This window comes from Vibrio metoecus, assembly GCF_009665255.1.
Classification (GTDB): domain Bacteria; phylum Pseudomonadota; class Gammaproteobacteria; order Enterobacterales; family Vibrionaceae; genus Vibrio; species Vibrio metoecus_B.
In genome coordinates, this window is the sequence record NZ_CP035686.1 from 769,993 (window position 1) to 793,424 (window position 23,432).

A 23,432-nucleotide genomic window follows, 5' to 3' on the forward strand; every position below is an offset into this window, starting at 1 on the left:
GTATCCACCGCTGCCAGTACGCCAAGTTTCTCTTGCCGCTATTTTTTCGATGTCGCGCTCAAACGTAAGTAGACCAAACCCACTACAAGGCCAATCAAAGTGGCACTCATTCCAAACAGTGTTGCGCCTGAAAGCGTGATGATAAAAGTAAACAGCGCTGGCTCACGGTATTCATCCGTTTTAAAGGCGGTGTGCAGGCACATCATCAAAGTGCCGAGCAGTGCTAAACCCGCGAGCATGGCAGAAATGGGTTGGGGGAGCGCGAGGAAAAGGTTCACCACGGCAGCAGCAAAAATCCCTGCCAATAAATAAAACACACCTGCCCACATCACTGCGCGATAACGCTGAGTTTTATCGCTGTCGACTTCCTCTGCCATGCAGATCGCAGCTGAAATCGCGGCTAAGTTCACGCTAAAACCACCAAAGGGGGCGGCGAGCATGTTGGTCAATCCGGTGCCGAGCAAAATTGGTTTGATCGGCGCTTCATATTGATAGCTTTTCATCATCGCAATCCCCGGTAAGTTTTGCGAAAGCATGGTGATGAGGTAAAGCGGCAGAGCCAGATTGAGCAAAGCCAACCAATCAAACTCCGGTTCAACCCAGAGAGGAGTTGCAATGCTTAATGAGAGGTCTGTGTCAGCAAAGCTACCTAGAGCGATAGCACAACCGATGCTTGCAATCAGCAGGATCAGCATGGTGTATCTAGGCACAAAATGTTTGGCTAGCAAATAACTGGCAAACAGCAGGAAAAAAAGCACGGGCGTATGGGTGAGTGGAGCAAAGGCTTTGGCACAAAAGGGCAGCAAAATAGCGCCGAGCATGGCCGTGCCAAGAGGAACCGGAATTTTGCTCAGTGCGCGAGTCAAAGGCGCGATCATGCCAGTCAAAGCAATTAACGAACCAGAAAGCATAAAGGCGCCCACGACAACGGATAACGAGTATTGACCCGCCGATGCGGCTAGCATCACTGCGCCCGGCGTTGACCACGCAGTTAAAATAGGCGTTTTGTAAACCCAAGAATAAATAAGTGATGTCAACCCCATCACCACACCCAAAGTCAGTAACCAACTTTCGATTTGAGCAGGGTTTGCTCCTGAGGCTGTGGCGGCTTGAATCACGATCATCACCGAACTCGTGTAACCAACCAAAACCGTGGTAAAGCCCGCAGAGAGGTGACTGAGATTGAATAATCCTTTCATCATGGGTTCCATTTGCGTATTGCGAGTGGAACAGATTAACGCCAATCGCCTCGTAAGTGTGCAACTTTTTCGTGCATCAACGCGGCGTTAGCGAGATCCGCCGCCACTGGCTCTCCCGCTTCAATTTCTAATTGTGAGCGAAAACGAGTTGGCAATCCTTTACAAGCACGCCCTTTATGGCGGCTGAAATAGCTGCCCCATAACCCTTTCAGCGCCAAAGGGACAACTGGGACAGGGCTGCGGTGGAGGATTAAATCTAAGCCACGCATAAACGGGTTCATTTCTCCATCAGCGGTTAATCGACCTTCGGGAAAAATGCACACCAAATTCCCTTCATCGAGTGAGTGCTCAATCTCCGCAAAAGCACGGCGAAGTGAAGCTCGATTATTGGCGGAAATCGGGATCACCCCTGCGCGTTTTAAAAACGTTTTGAGCAGTGGCAGGTTGGCGTACTCTTCTTCCATCACAAAGTGAATCAACCGTGGGCAAACCGCGCTCAGCAGTAAGGCATCCATATAACTGACATGGTTACATACCAGCAGTGCACCGCCTTGTTCAGGGATGTGGTGCAGATTTTTGTGCCGAACTCGGTATAGCGTATGAGTGAGAACCCACACCAGAAAGCGAACGGCGAAAATCGGCACTTGCAGGAAAATATACAAGGCAACCAGTACATTGAGTACGGCTAGCACAGCAAACAATTGCGGGATACTCATCTCTAACACGCTGAGGCAAACAATGCCAAGAAGGGCACTGCCGACCATAAACAACGAGTTATAGATATTGAGTGCCGCAATCACTTGCGCACGTTCGGTGACTTTGGCGCGCTGCTGCAACATGGCATACAGCGGAACGATGAACACACCACCAAATACGCCAATCAACAGTAAATAAGCAAAAAGTGGCCATAAAGCGGAGTAAGACACAAAGTCTACAAAAGTGCTAAAAACAGGAAGATCGGCGGGAATACTGGTTGCCATCAGATAACCAAATAAGCTGATACCAACACTGCCCAAAGGTACGATCCCGACTTCAATCCGATGCCCTGAAAGCTTATCGCAGGTGAGTGAACCAACCGCGATACCAATCGAAAATAAGGCAAGTAGGAAAGAAACAGCAGCTTCATTACCGTGAAGATAGAGTTTAGTAAAATTGGGAAACTGGGTGAGGTAGACCGCGCCGAGGAACCAAAACCAACTGATCGCCATGATGGATTGGAAGATAGCGCGATCACGCTTAGCAATGCGTAAGGTTTGCTTTGTTTGAGCAATCGGCTGCCAACGAAATTCAATATCGGGTGCACTGGCTGGTGCCAATGGAATCGCACGGCTAGAGAGATAACCAAGCAGTGCAAAAATTAACACCGCAGCGGCGGCAAAATAGTGTGCATACTCTGTTGAGGCAATGACTCCCGCTCCCAAGGTGCCGAGCAAAATAGCCAGAAAGGTTCCGGTTTCGACTAACGCATTACCGGGAACTAGTTCTTCCGATTTCAATTGCTGTGGTAAGAGAGCGTATTTGACGGGGCCAAAGAAAGCGGATTGCGTACCCATCAAAAACAGTAAAAACAATAAAATGCCGTAACTTTGGGAGAGAAAACCGATCGCCCCACCGAACATGATGACAATTTCTAGCAGTTTAACTTTGCGGATATAGCGTGATTTTTCATATTTATCAGCCAGCACCCCAGCTGTAGCTGAAAATAGGAAAAAAGGGAGAATAAATAACCCGGCCGCAAGATTGATAAACAGATTACTGGAGATCGGGAGAGCTTGAGATCCCGCAAAGGCGACAAACAGTAACAAAACATTTTTAAAAATGTTGTCGTTAAATGCCCCAAGAAACTGGGTGATGAAATAAGGTAAAAAACGGCGCTCAGCTAACAGCGCCGTAGTCGAATTCGCCATGTTGTTCATCCATTACCAGTTGGCCAGATAGTGACTAAGAAGGTTATCAATCAATGCATTACCATCGATCGGCTCATTGGCAAAAAACTTATCATCCACACTCAAAATCGTGATGCCATGTACGCCAGACCACAATACGCGGCTCGCTTGCAACACCTCTTGCTCTGAACGCAACGGCGCAATCACTTTCAACAATCCTTCTAACATGCTGGTCATGTTATCAATTCGTTGAGCTTGCCATTCTGGCAAAGTTTCTCCGTTCATATTGTGCTCAAAAATCAGTTGCCAACGGTAAGGGTTCCGTTTGGCAAAATTATGATAACAATAGGCTAATTGATACAACGCATCTTTTGGATAAGGTGTTGATTTTACGGATTTCTGTGCTTCTAAAGCCAACTCATCTAGAGTTTGTGCCACCACATGAAGTAGCAAGAGGTTGTAGTTGCCAAACACGTTGACTAAGGTGCTCGGCACGTAACCAATCATGGTCGCGACTTTACGTAAACTCAGTTCATGATAGGAGTGTGTATCGAGAAACTGTTTAACTCTATCTAGGGTGAGAGCTACCAGCTCTTCTCGGGTGTGATCGTTTCGTCTGGCCATGATCTGGATTCAATAATGAACAACGTTCGATAGTCTAAACATCCCCTACGGGAGCGTCAACGCATCGATTTGCAATATTCTGATACATGTCGATAAATGCAAAACGTTTCCATTGCGAGATGAAGTAGCTATAGTGACCCAGTAAAGATAGGTAGGCTTTCACAAGCCCCATAACATCAAACCCTAAGGAAGTGTATGAAACGTTTGTTTTCGCTGATCGCGTTAATCATGGTTTCGGTGGCAGTCACTCCGATTGCTGAGGCCAAAAAATTTGGTGGCGGTAAATCGTTTGGTAGCAGTTACAAAACTGCGCCAGCACCGAAGCAACAAAAAACCGATACTTTAAAAAAGAATGATACGGCTAACCCTGCCAGCTCAACGAAAAAAGGTTTGATGGGCGGCTTGTTAGGTGGCTTGTTGGCGGGTGGTTTACTCGCGGCTTTCTTTGGCGGCGCGTTTGAAGGTATCCAGTTCATGGATATTCTGATCATGGGCTTGATTGCGTTTGTGATCTTTAAGCTGATGCGCGGCTTATTGGCTTCAAAACAGGGCAGCATGAATCAGTCTCAGCAGCAACCGGCTTTTGGCGGTATGAACCGTACGCCGTTTGAGCAGCCTAATGTGCACAACTTCGAACAGCCACAATCTATGGGTGGTGGTTTTGGTAGCGCAGCGCAAAGTGACATTCCGCATAACTATCCAGCCGGTTTTGACCGCGTGGCGTTTGTGAATGGTGCGCGTGAACACTACCGAATCCTGCAAGGTGCTTGGAACCACAATCAACTAGAAACGATTCGTGAATACGTGTCACCAAGTTTGTTTGATGATCTCAAAGCCGAGCGTGCGAACTACGAAGGTGAGCAACACACCGATGTAATGTACGTGGACGCCGAAATTGTGCGTGCTGACTACGATGCAAACCGTGCTCAGCTGAGCTTGCAGTTCAGCGGTCGTTACCGTGATGCCGTCGAAGGCATTGAAGAGAACATCGAAGACGTATGGCACTTAGAGCGTGACCTTACGGTTCCTAATGCACCTTGGTTGATCGTTGGGATTCAAGGCTAGTTGATCGAAACCCACGGATTTGCATCATGCTAAAAAAACACCCAGCTTTGACTGGGTGTTTTTTTATCTTCAGAAGCGTCGATACTTGGATTCCATTCCTGAAATGATGAGGAGTTTGGGTATATACTCGCGGCACTCAACATTGCACAAAAGGAAAGTGACGTGGCTCAATTCAAACATCAACAACTTAGCCAAGCTGAACAAGATAAATTGGATGCAGCGGTTTTTCGTCAACTGTTGCAACATCTGGATCAAAATAAAGATGTGCAAAACATCGATCTGATGATTTTGGCCGGTTTCTGTCGTAACTGTTTCTGTAAATGGTATGCCGCTGAAGCGCAGAAAGAGGGGCTAGATCTGGATATTGATGATGCCCGTGAGCGTGTGTATGGCATGACTTACGATGAGTGGAAGGCTAACCACCAACCACCAGCGACACCTGAACAGTTAGCCGCCTTTGAAGCAAAAAATAAACAGTAACGGTAGAGATAAACAAAACGCGCCAAGATTATGGCGCGTTTTAGTGTGAAATCCTTTGCGATCAGGCAAGCAGAGATTATTGCTTGCTTAGCACGTAAAATTCAGCCAGCTCACCATCGATTTGTTGACCATGCATATCCAAATGGGTCAGTGTGTTTTCACCCACAAGATATTGTCTGCCAGTTTGATCGCCAGATTGCAGGGTAACGATGCTGCCCGTTTCATCCCAAGCAAATGTGCCTTCAGAAATGAAAGGTGCCCCCTCTTTGTCGAGATACTGTTCAGTTAATTTGTAAGTACCATCGCTGTTGATCGTCAGTTCTGTTTCAATGCCACCACAGTCAGCACAAGGTAGGGTACCTTGATAGATGCCAGCCCAATCCAGGCTGTTTTGTGCATTATGCGCCGCATCGACACTTTCGTTTGACGCTTGAGCTGCTGATTGCTCTACAGGTTGCGTCGCAACATCAACGATCTTTTCTACTTCCACTTTTGCGTCTTGTTGGTTGTCGCATCCGACAAGAATGAGGGTCAGCGCGCTCAGGGCAAAAATACTTTTTTTCATCATAAATCCTTGGTTAAGAAATGTTGACCATCAGAAACTCGGCCACTATGAACTCGCGCCGTTAAGTCTGGGTCAAACGCGCGTCATTTTAGCGACAACTTTTGTGTGATCTAGCTCAATAAAAGTGACATTTCCCAACAGATAATAAAACGTCTCACGCTTTCGATTTAAGGTGATGGTTTGGTCAATGTTGCCATGTTTTATGATTTAAAGAGCGGTAAAAAAAGACCCTCATATTTGAGGGCCTTAAACCGATTATTTCTCGTCATCCGGCAGTTTGACGTTGAGTTCGAGCACTGAAATATCATCGTCTTTATGCTCGAAAGAGAGTTCGACCATCGAAGGGTCAATTGCGACGTATTTGGCAATCACCTTCAAGATGTCTTCCTTGAGCTGTGGCAAGTAGCTCGGTGCCGGATCGTTTTGACTGCGACGCTCGGCAACAATGATCTGCAAACGCTCTTTGGCAACGCTCGCGGAAGTCTTCTTCTGTGGGCGGAAAAATTCCAGCAATGACATAGCCTTAACCTCCGAATAAGCGTTTGAAAATTCCTTTCTTCGCTTCAGTCAGGAAACGAAACTCGACTTGTTCACCCAGCAGACGAGAAACGGTATCTTGATACGCTTGTCCTGCATCTGACTGGTCATCAAAAATCACTGGAACCCCTTTGTTAGAGGCATTCAGCACAGCCTGACTTTCTGGGATTACGCCAAGCAGCGGTACATGCAGAATTTCTTCGACGTCTTGTACACTTAACATTTCACCTTGAGTTACCCGCGCTGGGTTGTAGCGGGTCAGCAGTAAGTGTTGCTTGATAGACGCTTGGCCTTGTTCTGCACGCAGTGACTTCGAATCGAGAATGCCGAGAATGCGGTCAGAGTCGCGCACTGATGAGACTTCTGGGTTGGTGGTGACAATTGCTTCATCAGCGTAGTAAAGCGCCATTAATGCGCCTTGTTCGATACCAGCAGGAGAGTCACAAATGATGAAGTCAAACCCCATTTCTTTGAGGTCATTGAGTACACGCTGAACACCATCTTTGGTTAGCGCATCTTTATCACGGGTTTGAGAAGCTGGCAGGATGAATAAGTTTTCGTTACGTTTGTCTTTAATCAAGGCTTGGTTCAGTGTGGCCTCACCATTGATGACATTGACAAAGTCGTACACCACGCGGCGCTCACAGCCCATGATTAAATCGAGATTACGCAGACCGATATCAAAATCGATCACTGCGGTTTTTTTGCCTCGCAGTGCGAGACCTGAAGCAATAGCAGCACTGGAGGTGGTTTTGCCAACCCCGCCTTTTCCTGACGTGACGACAATAATGCGCGACATGTTATATTTTCCTTTCAATCTTAAATCGTGAGCGTTTCGAGGTAGAGTGATTCGTCAGTCATACTGAGCATCACTCTCTGTTGCCAAAACTGACTTTCAATTTGGTCACTCAACCAATAATGGCCGGCGATAGAAATCAGTTCCGCTTGCAAATCATGACAAATAATTCGGGCTTCTCTTTGGCCACTGGCTCCCGCAATCGCTCGGCCACGTAACGTGCCATAAATATGGATCGAACCATCGGCAATCACTTCGGCACCCGCACTCACATGGCTCAAAATCACCAAATCACCATCTTTGGCATAGATCTGTTGGCCAGAACGCACTGGGGTTCGTACCACTTTGGTGGGGGCCATTTTAGCTGGGGCTTGAGTGGGGGAGTTGGTTGCGGTCATTACCGCAAAACCTGCTTCGGCAGCGAGATTCTGGCTACGTTTGTCTTTACATCCTGTGACACCAACCGGAATTAAACCTGCTTGGCGGATCCCTTGCTTTAATGCGGGGTAGTCAAGATCACCCTCGACTTTCGCCACATTCAGCACTACGGGTGCATGGGCAAAAAAAGCAGGGGCTTGCGCGACCTTTTCTTGAAGAAATTGAACAGTTTGTTCAATTTGGTTGTCAGAAAGGTGTAACACCGACAAAGTAAAGCTACTACCTTTCAGGTCAGGGTTTTTCGACATGGTAACGTTGACCTCAATAAACTCTATGCCTTGCGGAGAGAGCATTGGCTGAGAACAGGGCTGTCATGTTATATTCAGCGCCAAAGCACAGCAAGTTCTCTTGCGGTGAAATAAGTGATTTGGCATCAATTTTGGTCAAAGTTAACTGAATTAAGACAAAACGCCCTAAGTGGTCAATCATCTAATTAAAAGGCTTGTCATGCTTTGCTCGATTTATAAAAGTCCTAAAAAAGAAGGCACTTATCTGTATATTCCGAAACGGGACGATTTTTCACAGGTTCCTGACACCTTGAAACAGATGTTTGGTAAACCTATTTTTGTCATGTTGGTCAATCTTGAGCAGCGTCAACTGGCGCAGGTCAATGTGGAAAAAGTGAAAGCTTCACTGCAAGAGCAGGGTTTTTTCCTACAATTACCGCCGCCACCAGAGAACTTGCTGGAGCAACATAAGGAGCGCAAAGCGCGCCAAACTCCCTGATGAAGATCGCTCAAGGAGGGCATCTTGAAAAAATTATTATCGATAGTATTGGGCTTGACTCTGTCAGCACCAGTGCTCGCCAATGAAGTCAGTTTTGAACAATATGTGGAAAGCTTAAAACAGCAGGGACGTCAGGAGGGAATTTCTGATCGTGTTCTTGAAGCGGCTTTTCGAAATGTTGAATACAAACCCCGTGCGGTGGTGGCGGATAAAAACCAACCAGAGAAAAAACTGACGTTGGATGAATATATTCCACGTGCAGTGCCGGAGTGGAAGGTTAAACAAGCTCAAGCTTTGTATGAAAAGCATTATGATGAATTGCAGCGCATTGGGCAGCAATACGGCGTGCAACCCAGATTTATAGTGGCGTTGTGGGGGGTAGAGAGTAATTTCGGTGCGCTGACGGGTAACTTCAGTGTGATTGATGCTTTATCGACGCTGGCTTATGAAGGTCGCCGTGAAGAGTTTTTCCGTAAAGAAACCATGGCCGCTTTGCAGATTTTAGAACAAGGCCACATTGCCCCTGAAGCAATGAAAGGCTCTTGGGCGGGCGCGATGGGTCAATGCCAATTTATGCCAAGTTCATTTTTGAATTTTGCCGCAGATGGCAATGGCGATGGCAAAAAAGACATTTGGGGAACGCGTTCAGATGTGTTTGCTTCCACGGCGAACTATCTTAGCCAGTCAGGATGGGATGACAAATATACTTGGGGACGCCAAGTAAAAATCCCTCAAGGCTTTGATCATAATTTGGAAGGGCGTCAGCCAGAAAAAGGTAAAACGCTGCAAGAGTGGGGCAAACTGGGCGTAACGCGTTATGACGGTAAGCCACTGCCGGTGCTTTCTGACGACATGAAAGCGTGGCTGATCATGCCGGATGATGAAGCCGGGCGTATTTACCTCGTGTACAACAACTACAATGTATTGATGAAGTGGAACCGCTCATACTACTTCGCTCTTGCAGTTAGCCATTTGGCGGATCGGATCAAATTCTGAGTGCTGCCTATCCAACACAAGGGCTCATTTGAGCCCTTTGTTTTTAGGTCGTTAGAGTATTTTTACGGAGACAATCAAGCTTGCTTGCTGAACGCGCTAGCCAAATGGCTTTATTTGCGGTGTTAATTCAACATCAAAGTTTCACCGCCGCCGCGCATGCGCTAGGGGTGTCGGTTTCCCATGTCAGTAAACAGCTTGCCGCGTTGGAAGCCTCGCTAGGGGTAAAGTTGGTGCAGCGTACCACGCGCAGTTTCACTCTGACCGATGCGGGAAATCTCTTCTACTCTCAGTGCCGTGAGCTGCTGACGATTGTGACCAATGCACAAAGTGAAATGGAAGATCAGCGTGATGAGGTGGCAGGCCTCCTCCGGCTTGGTTTATCGCAATCGTTCGGTACTTTGCATGTGTTACCTGCCTTAGAACAACTTCGCCAGCAGTACCCCGATCTTAGAGTCGAAGTACATCTGTTTGATCATAAAGTCGATATGCTTAAAGAAGGGCTCGATTTGTGGATCACCAGTAACGAGCAACTGCCGGAAGGCTATGTGGCGCAACGCATTGCAGATTGTCGTTTTGTGGTGGCTGCATCAGCAGAATATTTACTGCGTCATGGCACTCCGACTCAACCAGTGGAGCTGATGGATCATAACTGTTTGATTTATCGTAGTTGGGAGCGTGATTATACGCGTTGGTCATTCAGTCGGGATGGGCAAAGTCAAACCGTTAAAGTCTCCGGTAACTATTCAGTCGATTTGGCAGAAGCGGTGCGCGATGCCGCTGTGGCAGGGTGGGGCATCGCCTACTTAGCGACATATTTACTGCGTGATGAATTTCGTACAGGGCAGTTGATTCAACTGTTTCCTGAATGGTGTGCCAACCAGCAAATGCCGTTTTATGCGGTTTACCCAAGCCGTCAACATATGCCGAAAAAGACTTCGGCGGTCATCGAGTTCATCAAACATACGCTAGGCAATCCTTGTTATTGGGATTCACGCTTACAACCTTATGTGCGCTTTACCACGGGATAAGGCGTAATCGATTGTTGCTGATTTTCAAAAGATATTTTCCAAATGGAAAAGATAAGTTTTAAGCAAACGTTTAGTCTCAATAAAATCAGCAAGTTATGAAAATTCGCACTTTACGCCCCAGTTCAGTAATGAGTGATTAACAAACTGACCTTGCGCATACGATTTCCTTCACTAAAATCGCCGCTTTTCCTGTTCTACTCACATTTTGGGCGGCGTTATGTCATCACTCCTCGGTATGGGCGCAATTTTGCTGGTTGCGTGGCTATTTTCTACCAATAGAAAAAATATCAATTTGCGCACAGTCTCGTTAGCGTTACTGCTGCAAATTTTCTTCGCGTTACTGGTGCTGTACGTGCCAGCCGGTAAAGATGCACTGAATAGTGTGACAGGCGCAGTGTCACAACTGATCAACTATGGACAAGACGGAATTGGTTTTGTGTTTGGTGGCCTTGCCAATGGCAGTGTGGGTTTTGTGTTTGCGATCAATGTCCTCGGCATCATCATTTTCTTTTCCGCACTGATTTCTGGCCTTTACCATTTAGGCATCATGCCGAAAGTGATCAACCTGATTGGCGGTGGCTTGCAGAAACTGCTTGGCACAGGCCGTGCGGAATCCCTTTCCGCTACCGCAAACATCTTTGTCGGTATGATTGAAGCGCCGCTGGTGGTAAAACCTTATCTCCATAAAATGACGGATTCACAATTCTTTGCGGTGATGACGGGCGGCTTAGCTTCGGTTGCAGGTGGTACTTTAGTGGGCTATGCCTCTTTAGGCGTGGAACTTAACTACCTGATCGCAGCAGCATTTATGTCTGCGCCAGCAGGGCTATTAATGGCGAAAATCATGTTGCCTGAGACCGAAAAGGTTGATGTTGTAACGGCAGAAGATGAGTTGGATCTGCCGAAGGCAACCAATGTGGTTGAAGCCATTGCCGATGGTGCGATGTCGGGTGTGAAAATTGCCGTTGCGGTGGGCGCGACTCTGCTCGCTTTCGTGAGTGTGATTGCTCTGCTAAATGGCTTGTTAGGCTGGGTTGGTGGCTGGTTTGGCATCGAGCTGAGCTTTGAACTGATCATGGGTTATGTTTTCGCTCCTGTGGCGTGGCTGATTGGTATTCCATGGCAGGAAGCGATCACCGCAGGTTCGCTGATTGGTAATAAAGTGGTGGTGAACGAATTTGTGGCTTTCATTCAACTCATCGAAGTGAAGCAGCAGCTGAGTGCACACTCACAAGCGATCATTACTTTTGCTCTGTGTGGTTTTGCGAATATTTCCACCATGGCGATTTTGATTGGCGGTTTGGGCAGTTTGGTGCCTGAGCGTCGCGCCTTTATTTCAAAATACGGCTTCCGTGCGATTGGTGCAGGCGTATTGGCTAACCTGATGAGCGCATCGATCGCTGGGGTGATTTTATCTCTGTGATCACAGATTGATGGATTGAGGCCAGCGAGTATGCTGGCCTTTTTTATGGGCTTTTTGGCCAAGGCAAATAAGCTATGTTTCGATTCGTGAATCGCGCCGAAAAAGTATTGAAAGCGATGTTTCATCGAACTGTGTGCAGTGACACTGTGCCGAGAATCGTAAACTATTCAGTCGATTAACATGCAAAACTTTCACTCTAGAGTATTAGTTATAGGCGATATCATCTAATACAGGAGAGAAACATGAAGCGCTATTGCTTAGCGGCAGTAATTGCCGCCAGCTTGGGAGTAAGTTACTCCGCACAAGCTTACAATTGTGCCGGTGTGCCAGTGTGGGACAGCAACACCGTGTATGTCAGCAGCGACAAAGTTCAAAAAACCAACACCGCTTATCAAGCGCGTTACTGGACTCAGGGTAACGATCCGGCAACCCATTCTGGCTCATGGGATGCATGGCAAGTTCTTGGCCAATGTGACGGGGGAAGCAATAATCCTCCTCAAGTTTCCATTCAATCGCCGCTCAATAATGCCAAGATCCCACAAGGCTCCGTCGTCGGATTACAAGCCAATGCCTCAGATAGCGATGGCAGCATCACTCAAGTGGAATTTTTAGTCGGCACACAGCGTATCGCGATTGACCAGCAAGCCCCATACCAAGTGGATTGGACGGCAACGCTAGGAGCTACTTCAGTGACCGCGATTGCGACCGATAACCAAGGCGCAACATCAAGCAGTACGGTGAACATCAGCGTAACGCCTACCGGTAACCCAGTTCCGCCAACTGTGACGTTGACTAGCCCGACGGGTAGTGAACAGCTAACCGTGGGCGATGTTCTAGCCGTGGCCGCAAATGCCACTGACAGTGATGGCACTGTCAACGCCGTTGAATTTTATGTTGATGGTCAACTTGTTGTGACCGATAGCTCTGAGCCTTACCAGTTTAATTGGAATGCCGCAGTCGGCAGCCATACCTTTAAAGCCAAAGCCATTGATAACGACAACCAATCTACCGTGAGCCAAGAAGTGACTTTAACGGTCAGCAGTGGCTCGAATGCAGGTTGCGCGGGTTTACCTGTTTATTCGGCGGGAACCGCGTATTCGGCAGGGCAGTTGGTACAAAATAAGAACCAAAAATACCGCTGTGATATCGCCGGCTGGTGTTCTTCCAGCTCCGGTTGGGCGTATGAGCCAGGTGTTGGAAGTTATTGGAAAGAAGCATGGAGTGGTTTCGGTGCTTGTTCAACCCCACCTGTAGTGACATTAACCAACCCAACGGCTAACCAAGTGATTCTTGCTGGCTCCACTGTCAGTGTGGCGGCGCAAGCCAGTGATGCCGATGGCTCGGTCACGCAAGTGGAGTTTTTTGCGGGCAACAACAGCTTAGGGGTGGTGACTCAAGCGCCTTACGCGGTTAACTGGCTAGCAACCACCACGGGGAATCAAACCCTGAAAGCAGTGGCCACGGACAACGACAGTAACACCAGTGAAAGCGCAGTCAGCGTGACGGTGAGCGATCAAGATCTTGTGGTTTCACTGACTTCGCCGACATCCGGTCAAACCGTTGGTCTAGGTAAACCGGTTAACATTGCCGCCGATGCCACGTCACTAACCAATAATGTGGCGAAAGTGGAATTCGTGGTCAATGGTGCGGTAGTGGCAACGGATACAACAGAGCCTTTTGCTTACAGCTGGACGCCGAGTGCGATTGGTAACTATACCGTTGCAGCGAAAGCGACCGATGCTGCAAGAACGAGCGTGACCTCTTCTGCAGCCGCAATCAGCGTGGTAGAGCAAACTCAGAAGAAACATCGTCTGATCGGTTACTGGCATAACTTCGTCAATGGTGCGGGTTGCCCAATTCGTTTGGCGGATATGCCACAAGCGTGGGATGTGGTTGACATTGCCTTTGCAGAAAATGATCGCAACAGTACAGGAACGGTGCATTTCAACCTGTATGCCGGTGATATTTACAGCAGTTGCCCTGCGCTCGATCCTGTGCAGTTCAAGCAAGATATGAAAGCGCTACAAGCGAAAGGCAAAGTATTTGTGCTCTCTCTTGGTGGTGCGGAAGGCACGATCACTCTTAATAATGATCAAGATGAAGCCAACTTTGTGAACAGCTTAACGGCATTGATCAAAGAGTGGGGCTTCGATGGATTAGATGTGGATCTCGAAAGTGGCTCGAACCTTGTTCATGGCTCACAAATTCAAGCACGCTTAGGCCGAGCATTGAAGCAAATCGAGAAAAACATCGGTGGTGATATGTTCCTCACTATGGCGCCTGAACACCCTTATGTGCAAGGTGGTATGGTTGCCTACAGTGGAATTTGGGGCGCTTACATTCCGGTGATTAACGAAGTGCGTGACACGCTCGATATTCTACATGTTCAACTCTACAACAATGGTGGTTTGCCTAATCCGTATACCCCGGGGGCTGCACCAGAAGGCTCCGTGGATATGATGGTCGCCCAATCAAAAATGTTGATTGAAGGCTTTACTTTAGCCAACGGGACACGCTTTGAACCATTGCGTGACGACCAAGTGGCCATTGGTTTGCCATCAGGTCCAAGTTCGGCAAATTCTGGGCAAGCACCAACTCAAAATATCCTTGATGCGCTAGATTGCTTAACCAAAGGAACCCGTTGCGGCACCATTAAACCGGCCTTTGCCTACCCTAATTATGCTGGGGTAATGACCTGGTCAATCAACTGGGATCAACATGACGGCTTTAATTTCTCCAAACCGGTTGGGGATAAACTTAGCCAGATGAATAATGCTCAGTAAATCCGTTAGTTGAGTTTCTATGTTCGCCATTTTCACCCCAGTTACGCTGGGGTGAATTTTTTATGGCACTTGTTTAGAGAGTTACCGATAAGTAAAGAGGTTGGTTGAAATCCGTGGAGGGTAAGTGAAGATAGCCCGCGATAGGTTTGACTCAACATCACATAAGCACGCTTTTCGTAGCACGTATATGATGCGGATCAATATCTCATACCTCAAAAGGGGTAGGATGATCGCATATTTATAAATGTGAAAGGATATGTCAGCGTATGTCGATCAAAAAAAGGTATGTTGCACTGCTTGTTGCCATTGGTGTGGCAATTGGCTGGGTCACTTTAGGTGGCAGTGCAGCTGTGATGCATTACACCTCAAACACAGAGTTTTGCCTCTCCTGCCACACTATGGAAACCCCTTATAAGGAGTATCAAGGTTCTGTTCACTTTTCCAATGCGAAAGGCATCCGTGCTGAGTGCGCTGATTGCCATATTCCTAGTGATCCGGTTGATTACCTCATCACAAAAGTGCGAGCTTCCAAAGATATCTACCATGAGTTTGTCACTGGTAAGATTGGCACGCCTGAGAAGTATGAGGCTCACCGCCAAGAGTTAGCCGAGACAGTATGGGAGCAAATGCGCGCCAATGATTCGGCAACGTGCCGCTCTTGCCATGATTTTGATGCGATGGAGCCATTTGAGCAGTCACCGGAGTCGGTGAAAATGCACGACTACGCCAAAGCCAACAATCAAACCTGTATCGATTGCCATAAAGGGGTTGCACACTTTGCGCCTGAAGCGGAGCTCGATAGCAAAGCCTTTGAAACCTTGATGGCCTTTACCGAAAAAACGGCCGCTGACGCGCAGCGAGTTTACCCCGTAACCGCGATTGCGATGGGTGAACTGGGTACGATTAACCCGACGACTGCTCTGGATGTTGTGAGTACCAAGGGCGATGAACGTACCGTGCAAATTAACGCTTACCAAATGAAAGGTGCCGAACAAGTTCTGTATATGGGCGAAGGGCAACGTGCGGTTGTGGCTACTTTAACTGAGCAAGGCCAACAAGCACTGCAAACGCAAAACTACAAGACAGATGCTTATGGTAACCAGTGGCGTGCAGTGAGTTTGACTGCGCAAATCACTTCCCCAGTGGTGGATAGCTTAGAACCGGTTTGGTCATACGCAGAACAACTCGATAACGTTTATTGTGCAACGTGCCATGCCAAGATCCCGTCTAATCACTTTACGGTGAATGCTTGGGGACCAGTGGCGAAAAGTATGGGAGAACGGACAGATATTTCTGCCGAGAACCTAGAAATTCTCACCAAGTTCTTCCAACACCACGCCAAAGATGTGGTTGGTCACTGAGTACAAGTAGAGGGATAACGTTATGACTAAAATCACCCGTCGTGGATTTTTAAAAGGCACTGGTATGGCTGCTGGTGCAATGGCTTTCACTTCATTCTCGCCACTCTCTGTTGCCAGTGATAATGCGCGTGGCAAAGGCGTGTTAACGGCTGGACGTATGGGGCCACTTCTCTGTGAAGTGCAAGATGGCAAAATGGTTGCGACCAAAAATGCGCTGGCGCAAACCGTACCGAACAGCTTGCAATCGACAGGCCCTGATCAGGTGTATACCCAAGCGCGGGTTAAATACCCTATGGTTCGCAAAGGCTTTTTAGCGAACCCTGCCGCGCCGAAAGGAGTACGTGGCAGTGATGAGTTTGTCCGCGTATCGTGGGATGACGCGTATCGCTTAATCCATGAGCAGCATATGCGCATTCGCAAAACCTATGGCGCTTCATCGGTATTTGCTGGCTCTTATGGCTGGCGCTCCAGTGGCGTGCTGCATAAAGCTCAAACTTTATTGCAACGCTATATGAGTATGGCGGGCGGCTATTCTGGCCACTTGGGCGATTACTCAACCGGCGCGGCGCAAATCATCATGCCGCACGTGGTTGGTTCGATTGAAGTGTATGAGCAGCAAACCACTTACCCCGTAGTGCTAGAGCACAGTGATGTGGTGGTACTGTGGGGGTTAAACCCGATCAACACGTTGAAAATTGCGTGGAGCTCGACCGATTGCGCAGGCCTTGAGTTCTTCCATCAACTGAAAAAATCCGGCAAAACCATTATCGGTATTGATCCGATCCGCTCTGAAACCATCGAGTTTTTCGGTGAGCAAGCCCAATGGATTGCCCCACACCCAATGACGGATGTGGCGATGATGATGGGCATCGCGCACTCGCTGATCAAACAAGGTAAGCACGATAAAGCCTTCTTGGACAAATACACCGTAGGCTACGATCGCTTTGAAGCGTATTTGCTGGGTAAAGAAGATGGCGTTGAAAAATCCGCGCAATGGGCAGAAGGCATTTGTGGCGTACCAGCCAAGCAACTAGAAACGCTGGCTGAGATTTTCAGCAATCATCGCACCATGCTAATGGCAGGCTGGGGTATGCAGCGTCAGCAATATGGTGAGCAGCGTCACTGGATGGTGGTCACCTTAGCCGCGATGTTGGGGCAAATTGGCTTGCCGGGCGGTGGTTTTGGTTTCTCCTACCATTACTCGAATGGCGGGAACCCAGCGCGTGACGCGGGTGTACTGCCTGCGATTTCGGCAGCTATCGGCGGTGGCTCTTCAGCGGGGAATGATTGGGCGATTTCAGGGGCGACGCAAAGTTTCCCGGTCGCGCGTATTGTTGAAGCGTTAGAGAATCCGGGCGCGACCTATCAACACAATGGTCACACGCTGACCTTCCCTGAGATCAAGATGATCTGGTGGGCGGGCGGTGCCAACTTTACCCACCATCAAGACACCAATCGTCTGATCAAAGCGTGGCAAAAGCCTGAGCTGATTGTGATTTCAGAGCCGTATTGGACAGCGGCGGCGAAGCATGCCGATATCGTACTGCCGATCACCACAACGTTTGAGCGTAATGACCTGACCATGACGGGTGACTACAGTAACCAACACTTGGTACCGATGAAACAGGTGGTGGAGCCACAAGGCGAAGCGCGTAACGACTTTGATGTGTTTGCCGATATGGCGGAAATGATCCGCCCCGGAGGCCGTGATGTGTTTACTGAAGGCAAAACCGAGATGGAGTGGTTGTACGGTTTCTACAAAACCGCGCAGAAAAGCGGCCGTGCAGCACGAGTGGCGATGCCAAACTTCAGTAAGTTCTGGGAAGATAACCAGCTGATTGAAATGAAGTGGAATGCGAAAAATGCTCAGTTTGTGCGTTACGCCGATTTTCGCGCGGATCCGATCCTCAATCCATTAGGCACACCGAGCGGCAAGATTGAGATTTACTCTAAGACTCTGGCGGGCTTTAATTTGCCTGATTGTCCAGCCCATCCAACGTGGTTGGCTCCCGACGAATTTACAGGTAATGCGAAGCAGGGCGAGTTGCAATTAATGACGGCGCACGCAGCGCACCGTTTGCACAGTCAATTCAACTACGCTCAATTGCGGGAAGAGTATGCGATTGCTAACCGTGAGCCGATCTGGATCCACCCAGAAGATGCGGCATCACGTGGCATTCAAACGGGCGATTTGGTTCGTGCCTATAACCAACGTGGCCAAGTGTTGGTCGGCGCTTTGGTGACGGATCGAATCAAACAAGGCTCAGTTTGTATTCACGAAGGCGGCTGGCCAGATCTGGATGCAAAAAGCGGCTTATGTAAGAACGGTGGAGCGAATGTGCTGACTTCAGACATTCCGACTTCACGTTTGGCCAACGGCTGTGCAGCGAACTCCTCGCTGGTGCGTATTGAAAAATACACCGGACCTGCGTTGGAGCTCACCGCATTCATGCCACCGAAAAATGGCTAACCGCGAAGAAAACGGTAATAGAAAGCCGAGGCAGATGCCTCGGCTTTTTTGTCTTAAGGAGGAATGTCGAATTACCGTTCAGTATGAAACTGCTCACACGCCATCATGGTGTTTTCAATCAAGCTTGCGACGGTCATAGGTCCGACACCGCCGGGTACTGGTGTGATAAAACTTGCACGCGTGCGGGCAACATCGTATTCCACATCGCCAACCAGCTTGCCAGTATCTAAGCGGTTAATGCCGACATCGACCACAATCGCGCCCTCTTTAATCCATGCACCCGGAATAAAATTAGGTTTACCCACCGCGACCACCAAGATATCTGCTTGGCGAACATGGCCTTCGAGGTCTTGAGTAAAGCGATGGCAAGTGGTGGTAGTGCAGCCTGCTAGTAGTAGCTCTAGCGTCATCGGACGACCGACAATGTTGGAGGCACCCACAATCACTGCGTGTTTACCACGCAGTGGAATGTTATAACGCTCAAGCAGAGTAATGATGCCTTTGGGCGTGCAAGAGCGCAGTTTAGGAATGCGCTGCGCCAAACGGCCGACGTTGTAAGGGTGGAAGCCATCCACATCTTTCTCTGGGTGAATGCTTTCCAACACTTTGGTGGTATCCATACCCGCAGGTAACGGCAGTTGTACCAAAATGCCATCGATTTGCGGATCGTTATTGAGTTCTTCAACCAGTGACAGCAAAGCTTCTTCGCTAGCGGTAGCGGGTAAATCGAAAGATTTGGAGACAAACCCGACTTCTTCACAGGCACGGCGTTTACTGCCGACATACACTTGTGAAGCAGGATCTTCGCCCACCAACACAACCGCTAGTCCTGGGGCTCGTAACCCAGCTTGAACACGAGCTTTAACACGGGCTGCTACTTCTGAGCGCACCGTTTGCGAAATCAGCGTTCCATCAATATTTTGAGCAGTCATGACTTTCCTTACAGGTTTGGAGCGAAAATTTTTGCGGGCATTGTTGCAGATATTTTTGATAACATCCACAGGCAAACGTTTGCTTTGTTCTGTTTTTCGGCAGTTGAGATGAGATCGGTAAAATATTGCTCATTCGAAACAGAAAGTTAGACAAAGGCGTTGATCTAGCCCGTTTAACTCGTATAATCCTCACCCTGTAGCGCGCCCTTAGCTCAGTTGGATAGAGCACGTGCCTTCTAAGCATGTGGTCACAGGTTCGAATCCTGTAGGGCGTGCCATTATTCTAAGCGCCAGCAAGTGAATTCTTGCTGGCGCTTTTTCATTTCTGCGGTTTTATTTTGCTAGTGTGAGCCACACTCTTGCGCATAACACCAAGAGTGGAATAGCAGGATGGTGACTATCCAATGTATTGAGAATAGACCGGATACAGCACAGAAGAATTGAGAAAACAAAGTAGCAGCCACTCCTCAATGGAGTGACTGCCGCTTGAATTAGAATTTTACTTGGTAGTTCAGGGTATAAGTACGACCGCGGCCTTTGTAGTCATATGCTGCAGCATCGTAGTGAGCTGAGTATTCAATCTGTGCACGTTGCCCCCAAATGGTGGTGTAGTCGTGGTCAAACAGGTTGAGCACACCAAAACCGAGACTGCCCACTGGCAATTGGTAGCTACCAACTAAGTCAAAGATGGTGTAACCATCCAGTTTATTCTGTTTGTCATCTTTGTAGTCAAACATGGTTTGGCTCTGTAATTTAACCGCCAGATCCGCGTCATACCAACCCGCCCAAGCACTGGCTTTTGATGTGCTGGCGTTATTAGCGGCCATATCTGCCCAGCCGTTATCACCTTTGACTTTCGAGACCACGTAGTGGCCTGACGCACCCAATTGAACGTTGGTGTGCACCCAGTAAGATGCCATAGCCTCAAGGCCATAAACGCGTTTCTTATCTGCCACTTCTTCAATCAATAAAGTTTTCTTGTTGTAAGAAACGGATTTATCCGAGGTGGAATAGTAGGCCGCGGTTTGCAGGTTGAAACTGTCTTTTTCTAAACGGTAGCCCAGCTCAAAGCTGTTGGTTTTAATGCCTGACATCTTAGAGCTATCGACATTGATACTGTCTTGCAACGTCCAGTGGCTGCCGAACAGTTTATAGTTGCCTTGACCATAGTATTTCGCAGGGTCAGCCAGATCGAAACCTTGTGAGAAGTTAGCCCACACTTGCGAGTGGTTATTGAGATGATAAAGCGTGCCTAAGTTGAACAGACCCACGTTGTAGTCAGTTTCGCCTCCCGGTACGGCATCGGCAGAAGTCCCTTTACCTTCTGCAATGTTTTTTTGCTGTTGGTTGCCCACGAAATCATCGATCTTATTGACCATATGTTGGTAACGGAAGCCACCTTCCACTGACCAGTCGTCAGTGATGTCGTAACCTGCTTGAACAAAGCCGGCGACCGAACCTACTTTAATTCCTGGGTAACGACCAATTTGTGCGTAAGTACGGTTGATGAGGTTTCCTGAATTATTGGCAATGGTTTTGTCATACAGGGCTTGGTTATTCTCCATCTGATCTTGGTAAGCATCAATCCCATACACCAGATTCAGTTTGTCAAAATTCTTTGCCAGAGCGGCCTTAAGTGAGATGACATCCGTGATCTGCTGGCTAGAGGACTGGTAGTAAGGGGTATAGGTTTGATCTTCTTTACGGTAGGAGGCTTCGGCAATCAGTTGGTGATTCAAGAATTCATCATTGACGTAAGACGCACTCAGCATCATACGTTCCGTGCCGTGTTCGCGGTCTGAGTCAAAGCCGTTTCTCACGTCCACAAACTTGTTATTAACGATGTACAGGCCGTAAGGGGAGTCTTGCTGGCTATCATAGTATTGCGCCAACAGGTTGAGTTTTTGGGTTTCAGAAATATTCACACCCACAGTCGTCATCAAATCAACGGTTTGGTTGAATTGCAGAGAGCCTTGTGAAATGTCGGGTGTGACGATATCGCCGTTGGCATCAAAGAAACCTTGGGTTTCGGTGTACACCACAGAAGCGCGGGCTTGAACTTTATCGTTGCCGCCTGAGATGGATTGGCCGACTTTGTAGTCAAAATCTTCGCTAGAATTAAAACCAGACGTTGCGCCGACGTAAGATTCAAATTCGAGCTCTTGGCTTGTCGCTTTCTTGGTGATGATGTTGATGACACCGCCCGATGCGCCCGCACCGTAGATAGACGTTGCACCAGAAAGCACTTCGATACGTTCAATGTTAAACGGGTCGATAGAGTCCATATGGCGACTGATTTGACGCGAAGATTCGAGGGATACGCCATCGATCATCACCAGCATTTTTCGTCCACGCAGATTTTGGCCGTAGTTGGTCCGTGCGCCTGAGCTGACATCCAGTGATGGAATGGCAGATGCGAGAATCTCGCCTAACGTTTTACCACCACGATATTCTTGCTCAATCTGCTCTGAATCGATGTACCAAACGGTTCCCGGGATATCACTGATCGCTTTCGGGGTGCGGCTTGAAACCACCACCATTTCGTCAAACAATGTCTGTTCTTCTGCTACAGCGGGCGTGGTAAAGATGACACTGGCTACGGCAATTGCTGCCGCAGACAGTGACAAAGACGTGGATGGTAGCAATTTTCCTTTTGTAGATTTCATTTTCTTCTCTATACGTAGGTAAAAATAAGCCCTTAGGCCACTTGGGTGTTCGGGGCTGATTGAAATGCCACTCACCTTTGGAGTGAGTGACAAAAAAGTGAGCTTAAGCGACCAATTTTTTCGCGATGGCGCTAGGCGATAGCCAATCAATCATTCCTTTGCCTGCATCAACATCGAAAATAGTTTGTCCCGCAAGGCGATTGATGATGCGTGCACTGCGCCAAGCCATAAGGCTAAGCTGCGGCTCGGCAATACCATGGCTATGCATCCCCGCATTCACGGCGAAGATCTTGTTACGTTGCTGTCCTTCCCACTTAAGCTCAAAATCTGGTGTCATTTGGTAGCGGTTGTACTCATCAAGATCGAGCAGAGGCAGAATCGTGTTCAAACAGGCGGGATAGGGCGCTTCAAAGCCCGTCGCCAGAATGACGATGTCTGCTTCGTACGTTTCTAAACACTGCCCCAGTGCATTGCTGGCGGTCAGTTTGAACGCACTGCCTTGTGCACTCATTTGAGTTAAGGAGCGGTGTGGTAGCAGCCTTACCCATTTGTCTTCCTTGAGTACATCGAATCGGTGGTAAAGCTCTTGATAAATGGTTAACAAGGCTTTTTGCGTTACGCCATCCGAGGTCAGTTTCTGGTTTGCCACCTCTTTACGTTTGACGCTAGGTGACAAATGAAAGAAAGCATCCACGTAATCGGGCGCGAAAAACTCATTGGTAAACGCGGCTTCATCGAGGGGTTGATAATTGGCGCGGCGAGATAGCCAGTCGAGTGACTTGGGTTTGCCCCATTTCTGCTGCAAAGCGTTAATGAAAATATCTGCACCGCTTTGCCCGCCACCAATGATCAGCACACGTTTGCCAGTGAAGTTTCGCTCTTGTAGCCCCACGTCTGCGGCGTGGAACACTCGCTCACCAAGGTGTGCTTTAGCACATTCGGGTACTGAAGGAACCTTGCCTGTGCCAATGCAGAGATTTTTCGCTTGGTAGGTGCCTTGATTGGTGTGGAGCGTGAATGCCTCGCCGGTGTATTCCACCTGTTCAACTCGGGTTGAAAACTGAACGTTATCCAACTGATGAGCCACCCAAGCGAGGTAGTCTGAAAACTCGTGACGGCTGATGCATTTGAGCTCAGCAGACAAGAAACGATAAAACTTTTTGTTCTTCACCAGATAAGAGATGAAGGAGTAGCGACTTTCTGGATTCACCGCGCTCACCAAGTCCTTCAAAAACATGGTTTGCATGTGGGTGTTATCAAGCAGTAGTCCCGGGTGCCAAGAAAAATGGTCACGGCTTTCAAAGAAGCGTGCGGAAATTTGCGGTCTGTCCGCCAGTAGAGCAGCAATGCTAAGGTTAAATGGACCGACGCCGACACCGGCGAAATCAAGTTTGGCGTTGTTAGTGTGTTCCATAAGAGCAATCCTTTTCTTTGGGTAATGTCGGCTTCGTTAACAC

19 protein-coding genes and 1 tRNA gene are annotated in these 23,432 nt (G+C 48.3%); 10 read left to right on the forward strand and 10 right to left on the reverse strand.

The genetic code is table 11. The features are described from left to right. Nucleotides 1-38: 38 nt before the first annotated feature. Genes EPB59_RS03665 through EPB59_RS03675 form a run of 3 tightly spaced genes read right to left on the reverse strand, consistent with a single transcriptional unit; the run spans nucleotide 39 to nucleotide 3,709 of the window. The gene (locus EPB59_RS03665) at nucleotides 39-1,199 is read right to left on the reverse strand and encodes a benzoate/H(+) symporter BenE family transporter (protein ID WP_195707090.1); all 1,161 of its coding nucleotides are present in this window, start codon (nucleotides 1,197-1,199) and stop codon (nucleotides 39-41) included. Nucleotides 1,200-1,234: 35 nt separating this feature from the next. After that, entirely contained in the window at nucleotides 1,235-3,106 is a 1,872-nt protein-coding gene (locus EPB59_RS03670; protein WP_195707044.1) for an MFS transporter, read from the reverse strand. 12 nt (nucleotides 3,107-3,118) lie between these two features. Continuing rightward, entirely contained in the window at nucleotides 3,119-3,709 is a 591-nt protein-coding gene (locus EPB59_RS03675) for a TetR/AcrR family transcriptional regulator (RefSeq protein WP_055051027.1), read from the reverse strand. Nucleotides 3,710-3,904: 195 nt separating this feature from the next. Between EPB59_RS03675 and EPB59_RS03680 the strand changes: the two genes are divergently transcribed. Next, nucleotides 3,905-4,774 carry a Tim44 domain-containing protein gene (locus EPB59_RS03680; RefSeq protein WP_000825377.1) on the forward strand — a complete coding sequence of 290 codons (870 nt, stop codon included), beginning with the start codon at nucleotides 3,905-3,907 and terminating at the stop codon, nucleotides 4,772-4,774. 162 nt (nucleotides 4,775-4,936) lie between these two features. Next, nucleotides 4,937-5,254, forward strand: a complete 318-nt coding sequence (locus EPB59_RS03685) for a DUF1244 domain-containing protein (RefSeq protein ID WP_000046696.1) — start codon at nucleotides 4,937-4,939, stop codon at nucleotides 5,252-5,254. 76 nt (nucleotides 5,255-5,330) lie between these two features. Here EPB59_RS03685 and EPB59_RS03690 read toward each other — a convergent pair whose 3' ends face one another. The 4 genes from EPB59_RS03690 to minC all read right to left on the reverse strand — a co-directional run bounded on the left by EPB59_RS03690 (nucleotide 5,331) and on the right by minC (nucleotide 7,838). Next, nucleotides 5,331-5,822 (reverse strand): copper resistance protein NlpE, encoded by a 492-nt coding sequence (locus EPB59_RS03690; RefSeq protein ID WP_055030686.1) that lies wholly within the window; start codon nucleotides 5,820-5,822, stop codon nucleotides 5,331-5,333. Between the two features lie 252 nt (nucleotides 5,823-6,074). After that, a complete protein-coding gene (minE, locus tag EPB59_RS03695; RefSeq protein WP_000054415.1) occupies nucleotides 6,075-6,338 on the reverse strand; it encodes a cell division topological specificity factor MinE in 264 nt (87 codons plus the stop codon). Between the two features lie 4 nt (nucleotides 6,339-6,342). Then, nucleotides 6,343-7,155 (reverse strand): septum site-determining protein MinD, encoded by an 813-nt coding sequence (gene minD, locus EPB59_RS03700; RefSeq protein WP_055044394.1) that lies wholly within the window; start codon nucleotides 7,153-7,155, stop codon nucleotides 6,343-6,345. A 20-nt stretch (nucleotides 7,156-7,175) separates the two neighbouring features. Then, nucleotides 7,176-7,838, reverse strand: a complete 663-nt coding sequence (minC, locus tag EPB59_RS03705) for a septum site-determining protein MinC (protein ID WP_055027803.1) — start codon at nucleotides 7,836-7,838, stop codon at nucleotides 7,176-7,178. 199 nt (nucleotides 7,839-8,037) lie between these two features. Between minC and EPB59_RS03710 the strand changes: the two genes are divergently transcribed. From EPB59_RS03710 to EPB59_RS03740, 7 genes are all read left to right on the forward strand, one after another. Further along, nucleotides 8,038-8,316: a YcgL domain-containing protein gene (locus EPB59_RS03710; RefSeq protein WP_000882648.1), complete on the forward strand. Its 279-nt coding sequence runs from the start codon at nucleotides 8,038-8,040 to the stop codon at nucleotides 8,314-8,316. 24 nt (nucleotides 8,317-8,340) lie between these two features. Then, entirely contained in the window at nucleotides 8,341-9,312 is a 972-nt protein-coding gene (locus EPB59_RS03715) for a lytic murein transglycosylase (RefSeq protein WP_055030021.1), read from the forward strand. A gap of 80 nt (nucleotides 9,313-9,392) precedes the next feature. Beyond that, a complete protein-coding gene (locus tag EPB59_RS03720) occupies nucleotides 9,393-10,340 on the forward strand; it encodes a LysR family transcriptional regulator (protein ID WP_055051029.1) in 948 nt (315 codons plus the stop codon). Between the two features lie 217 nt (nucleotides 10,341-10,557). Next, nucleotides 10,558-11,763, forward strand: coding sequence for a NupC/NupG family nucleoside CNT transporter (locus EPB59_RS03725; RefSeq protein WP_195707045.1), 1,206 nt, complete (start codon nucleotides 10,558-10,560; stop codon nucleotides 11,761-11,763). A gap of 242 nt (nucleotides 11,764-12,005) precedes the next feature. Continuing rightward, a complete protein-coding gene (locus EPB59_RS03730; RefSeq protein WP_154171588.1) occupies nucleotides 12,006-14,546 on the forward strand; it encodes an Ig-like domain-containing protein in 2,541 nt (846 codons plus the stop codon). 266 nt (nucleotides 14,547-14,812) lie between these two features. Next, the gene (locus EPB59_RS03735) at nucleotides 14,813-15,907 is read left to right on the forward strand and encodes a NapC/NirT family cytochrome c (RefSeq protein ID WP_154171589.1); all 1,095 of its coding nucleotides are present in this window, start codon (nucleotides 14,813-14,815) and stop codon (nucleotides 15,905-15,907) included. A 22-nt stretch (nucleotides 15,908-15,929) separates the two neighbouring features. Then, nucleotides 15,930-18,377, forward strand: a complete 2,448-nt coding sequence (locus EPB59_RS03740) for a molybdopterin guanine dinucleotide-containing S/N-oxide reductase (RefSeq protein ID WP_154171590.1) — start codon at nucleotides 15,930-15,932, stop codon at nucleotides 18,375-18,377. A 71-nt stretch (nucleotides 18,378-18,448) separates the two neighbouring features. Here EPB59_RS03740 and folD read toward each other — a convergent pair whose 3' ends face one another. Further along, entirely contained in the window at nucleotides 18,449-19,309 is an 861-nt protein-coding gene (folD, locus tag EPB59_RS03745) for a bifunctional methylenetetrahydrofolate dehydrogenase/methenyltetrahydrofolate cyclohydrolase FolD (protein WP_195707046.1), read from the reverse strand. A 201-nt stretch (nucleotides 19,310-19,510) separates the two neighbouring features. Between folD and EPB59_RS03750 the strand changes: the two genes are divergently transcribed. After that, nucleotides 19,511-19,587: transfer RNA gene (locus tag EPB59_RS03750), tRNA-Arg, on the forward strand. Between the two features lie 213 nt (nucleotides 19,588-19,800). On the opposite strand, the gene iutA is transcribed toward EPB59_RS03750, so the two are convergent. Together iutA and EPB59_RS03760 are read right to left on the reverse strand one after the other, a co-directional pair. Then, entirely contained in the window at nucleotides 19,801-21,975 is a 2,175-nt protein-coding gene (iutA, locus tag EPB59_RS03755) for an IutA-like xeno-aerobactin receptor (RefSeq protein WP_154171592.1), read from the reverse strand. Between the two features lie 103 nt (nucleotides 21,976-22,078). After that, complete coding sequence (locus EPB59_RS03760; protein ID WP_154171593.1) at nucleotides 22,079-23,389, reverse strand: lysine N(6)-hydroxylase/L-ornithine N(5)-oxygenase family protein; 1,311 nt, start codon at nucleotides 23,387-23,389, stop codon at nucleotides 22,079-22,081. Nucleotides 23,390-23,432 lie beyond the last annotated feature (43 nt).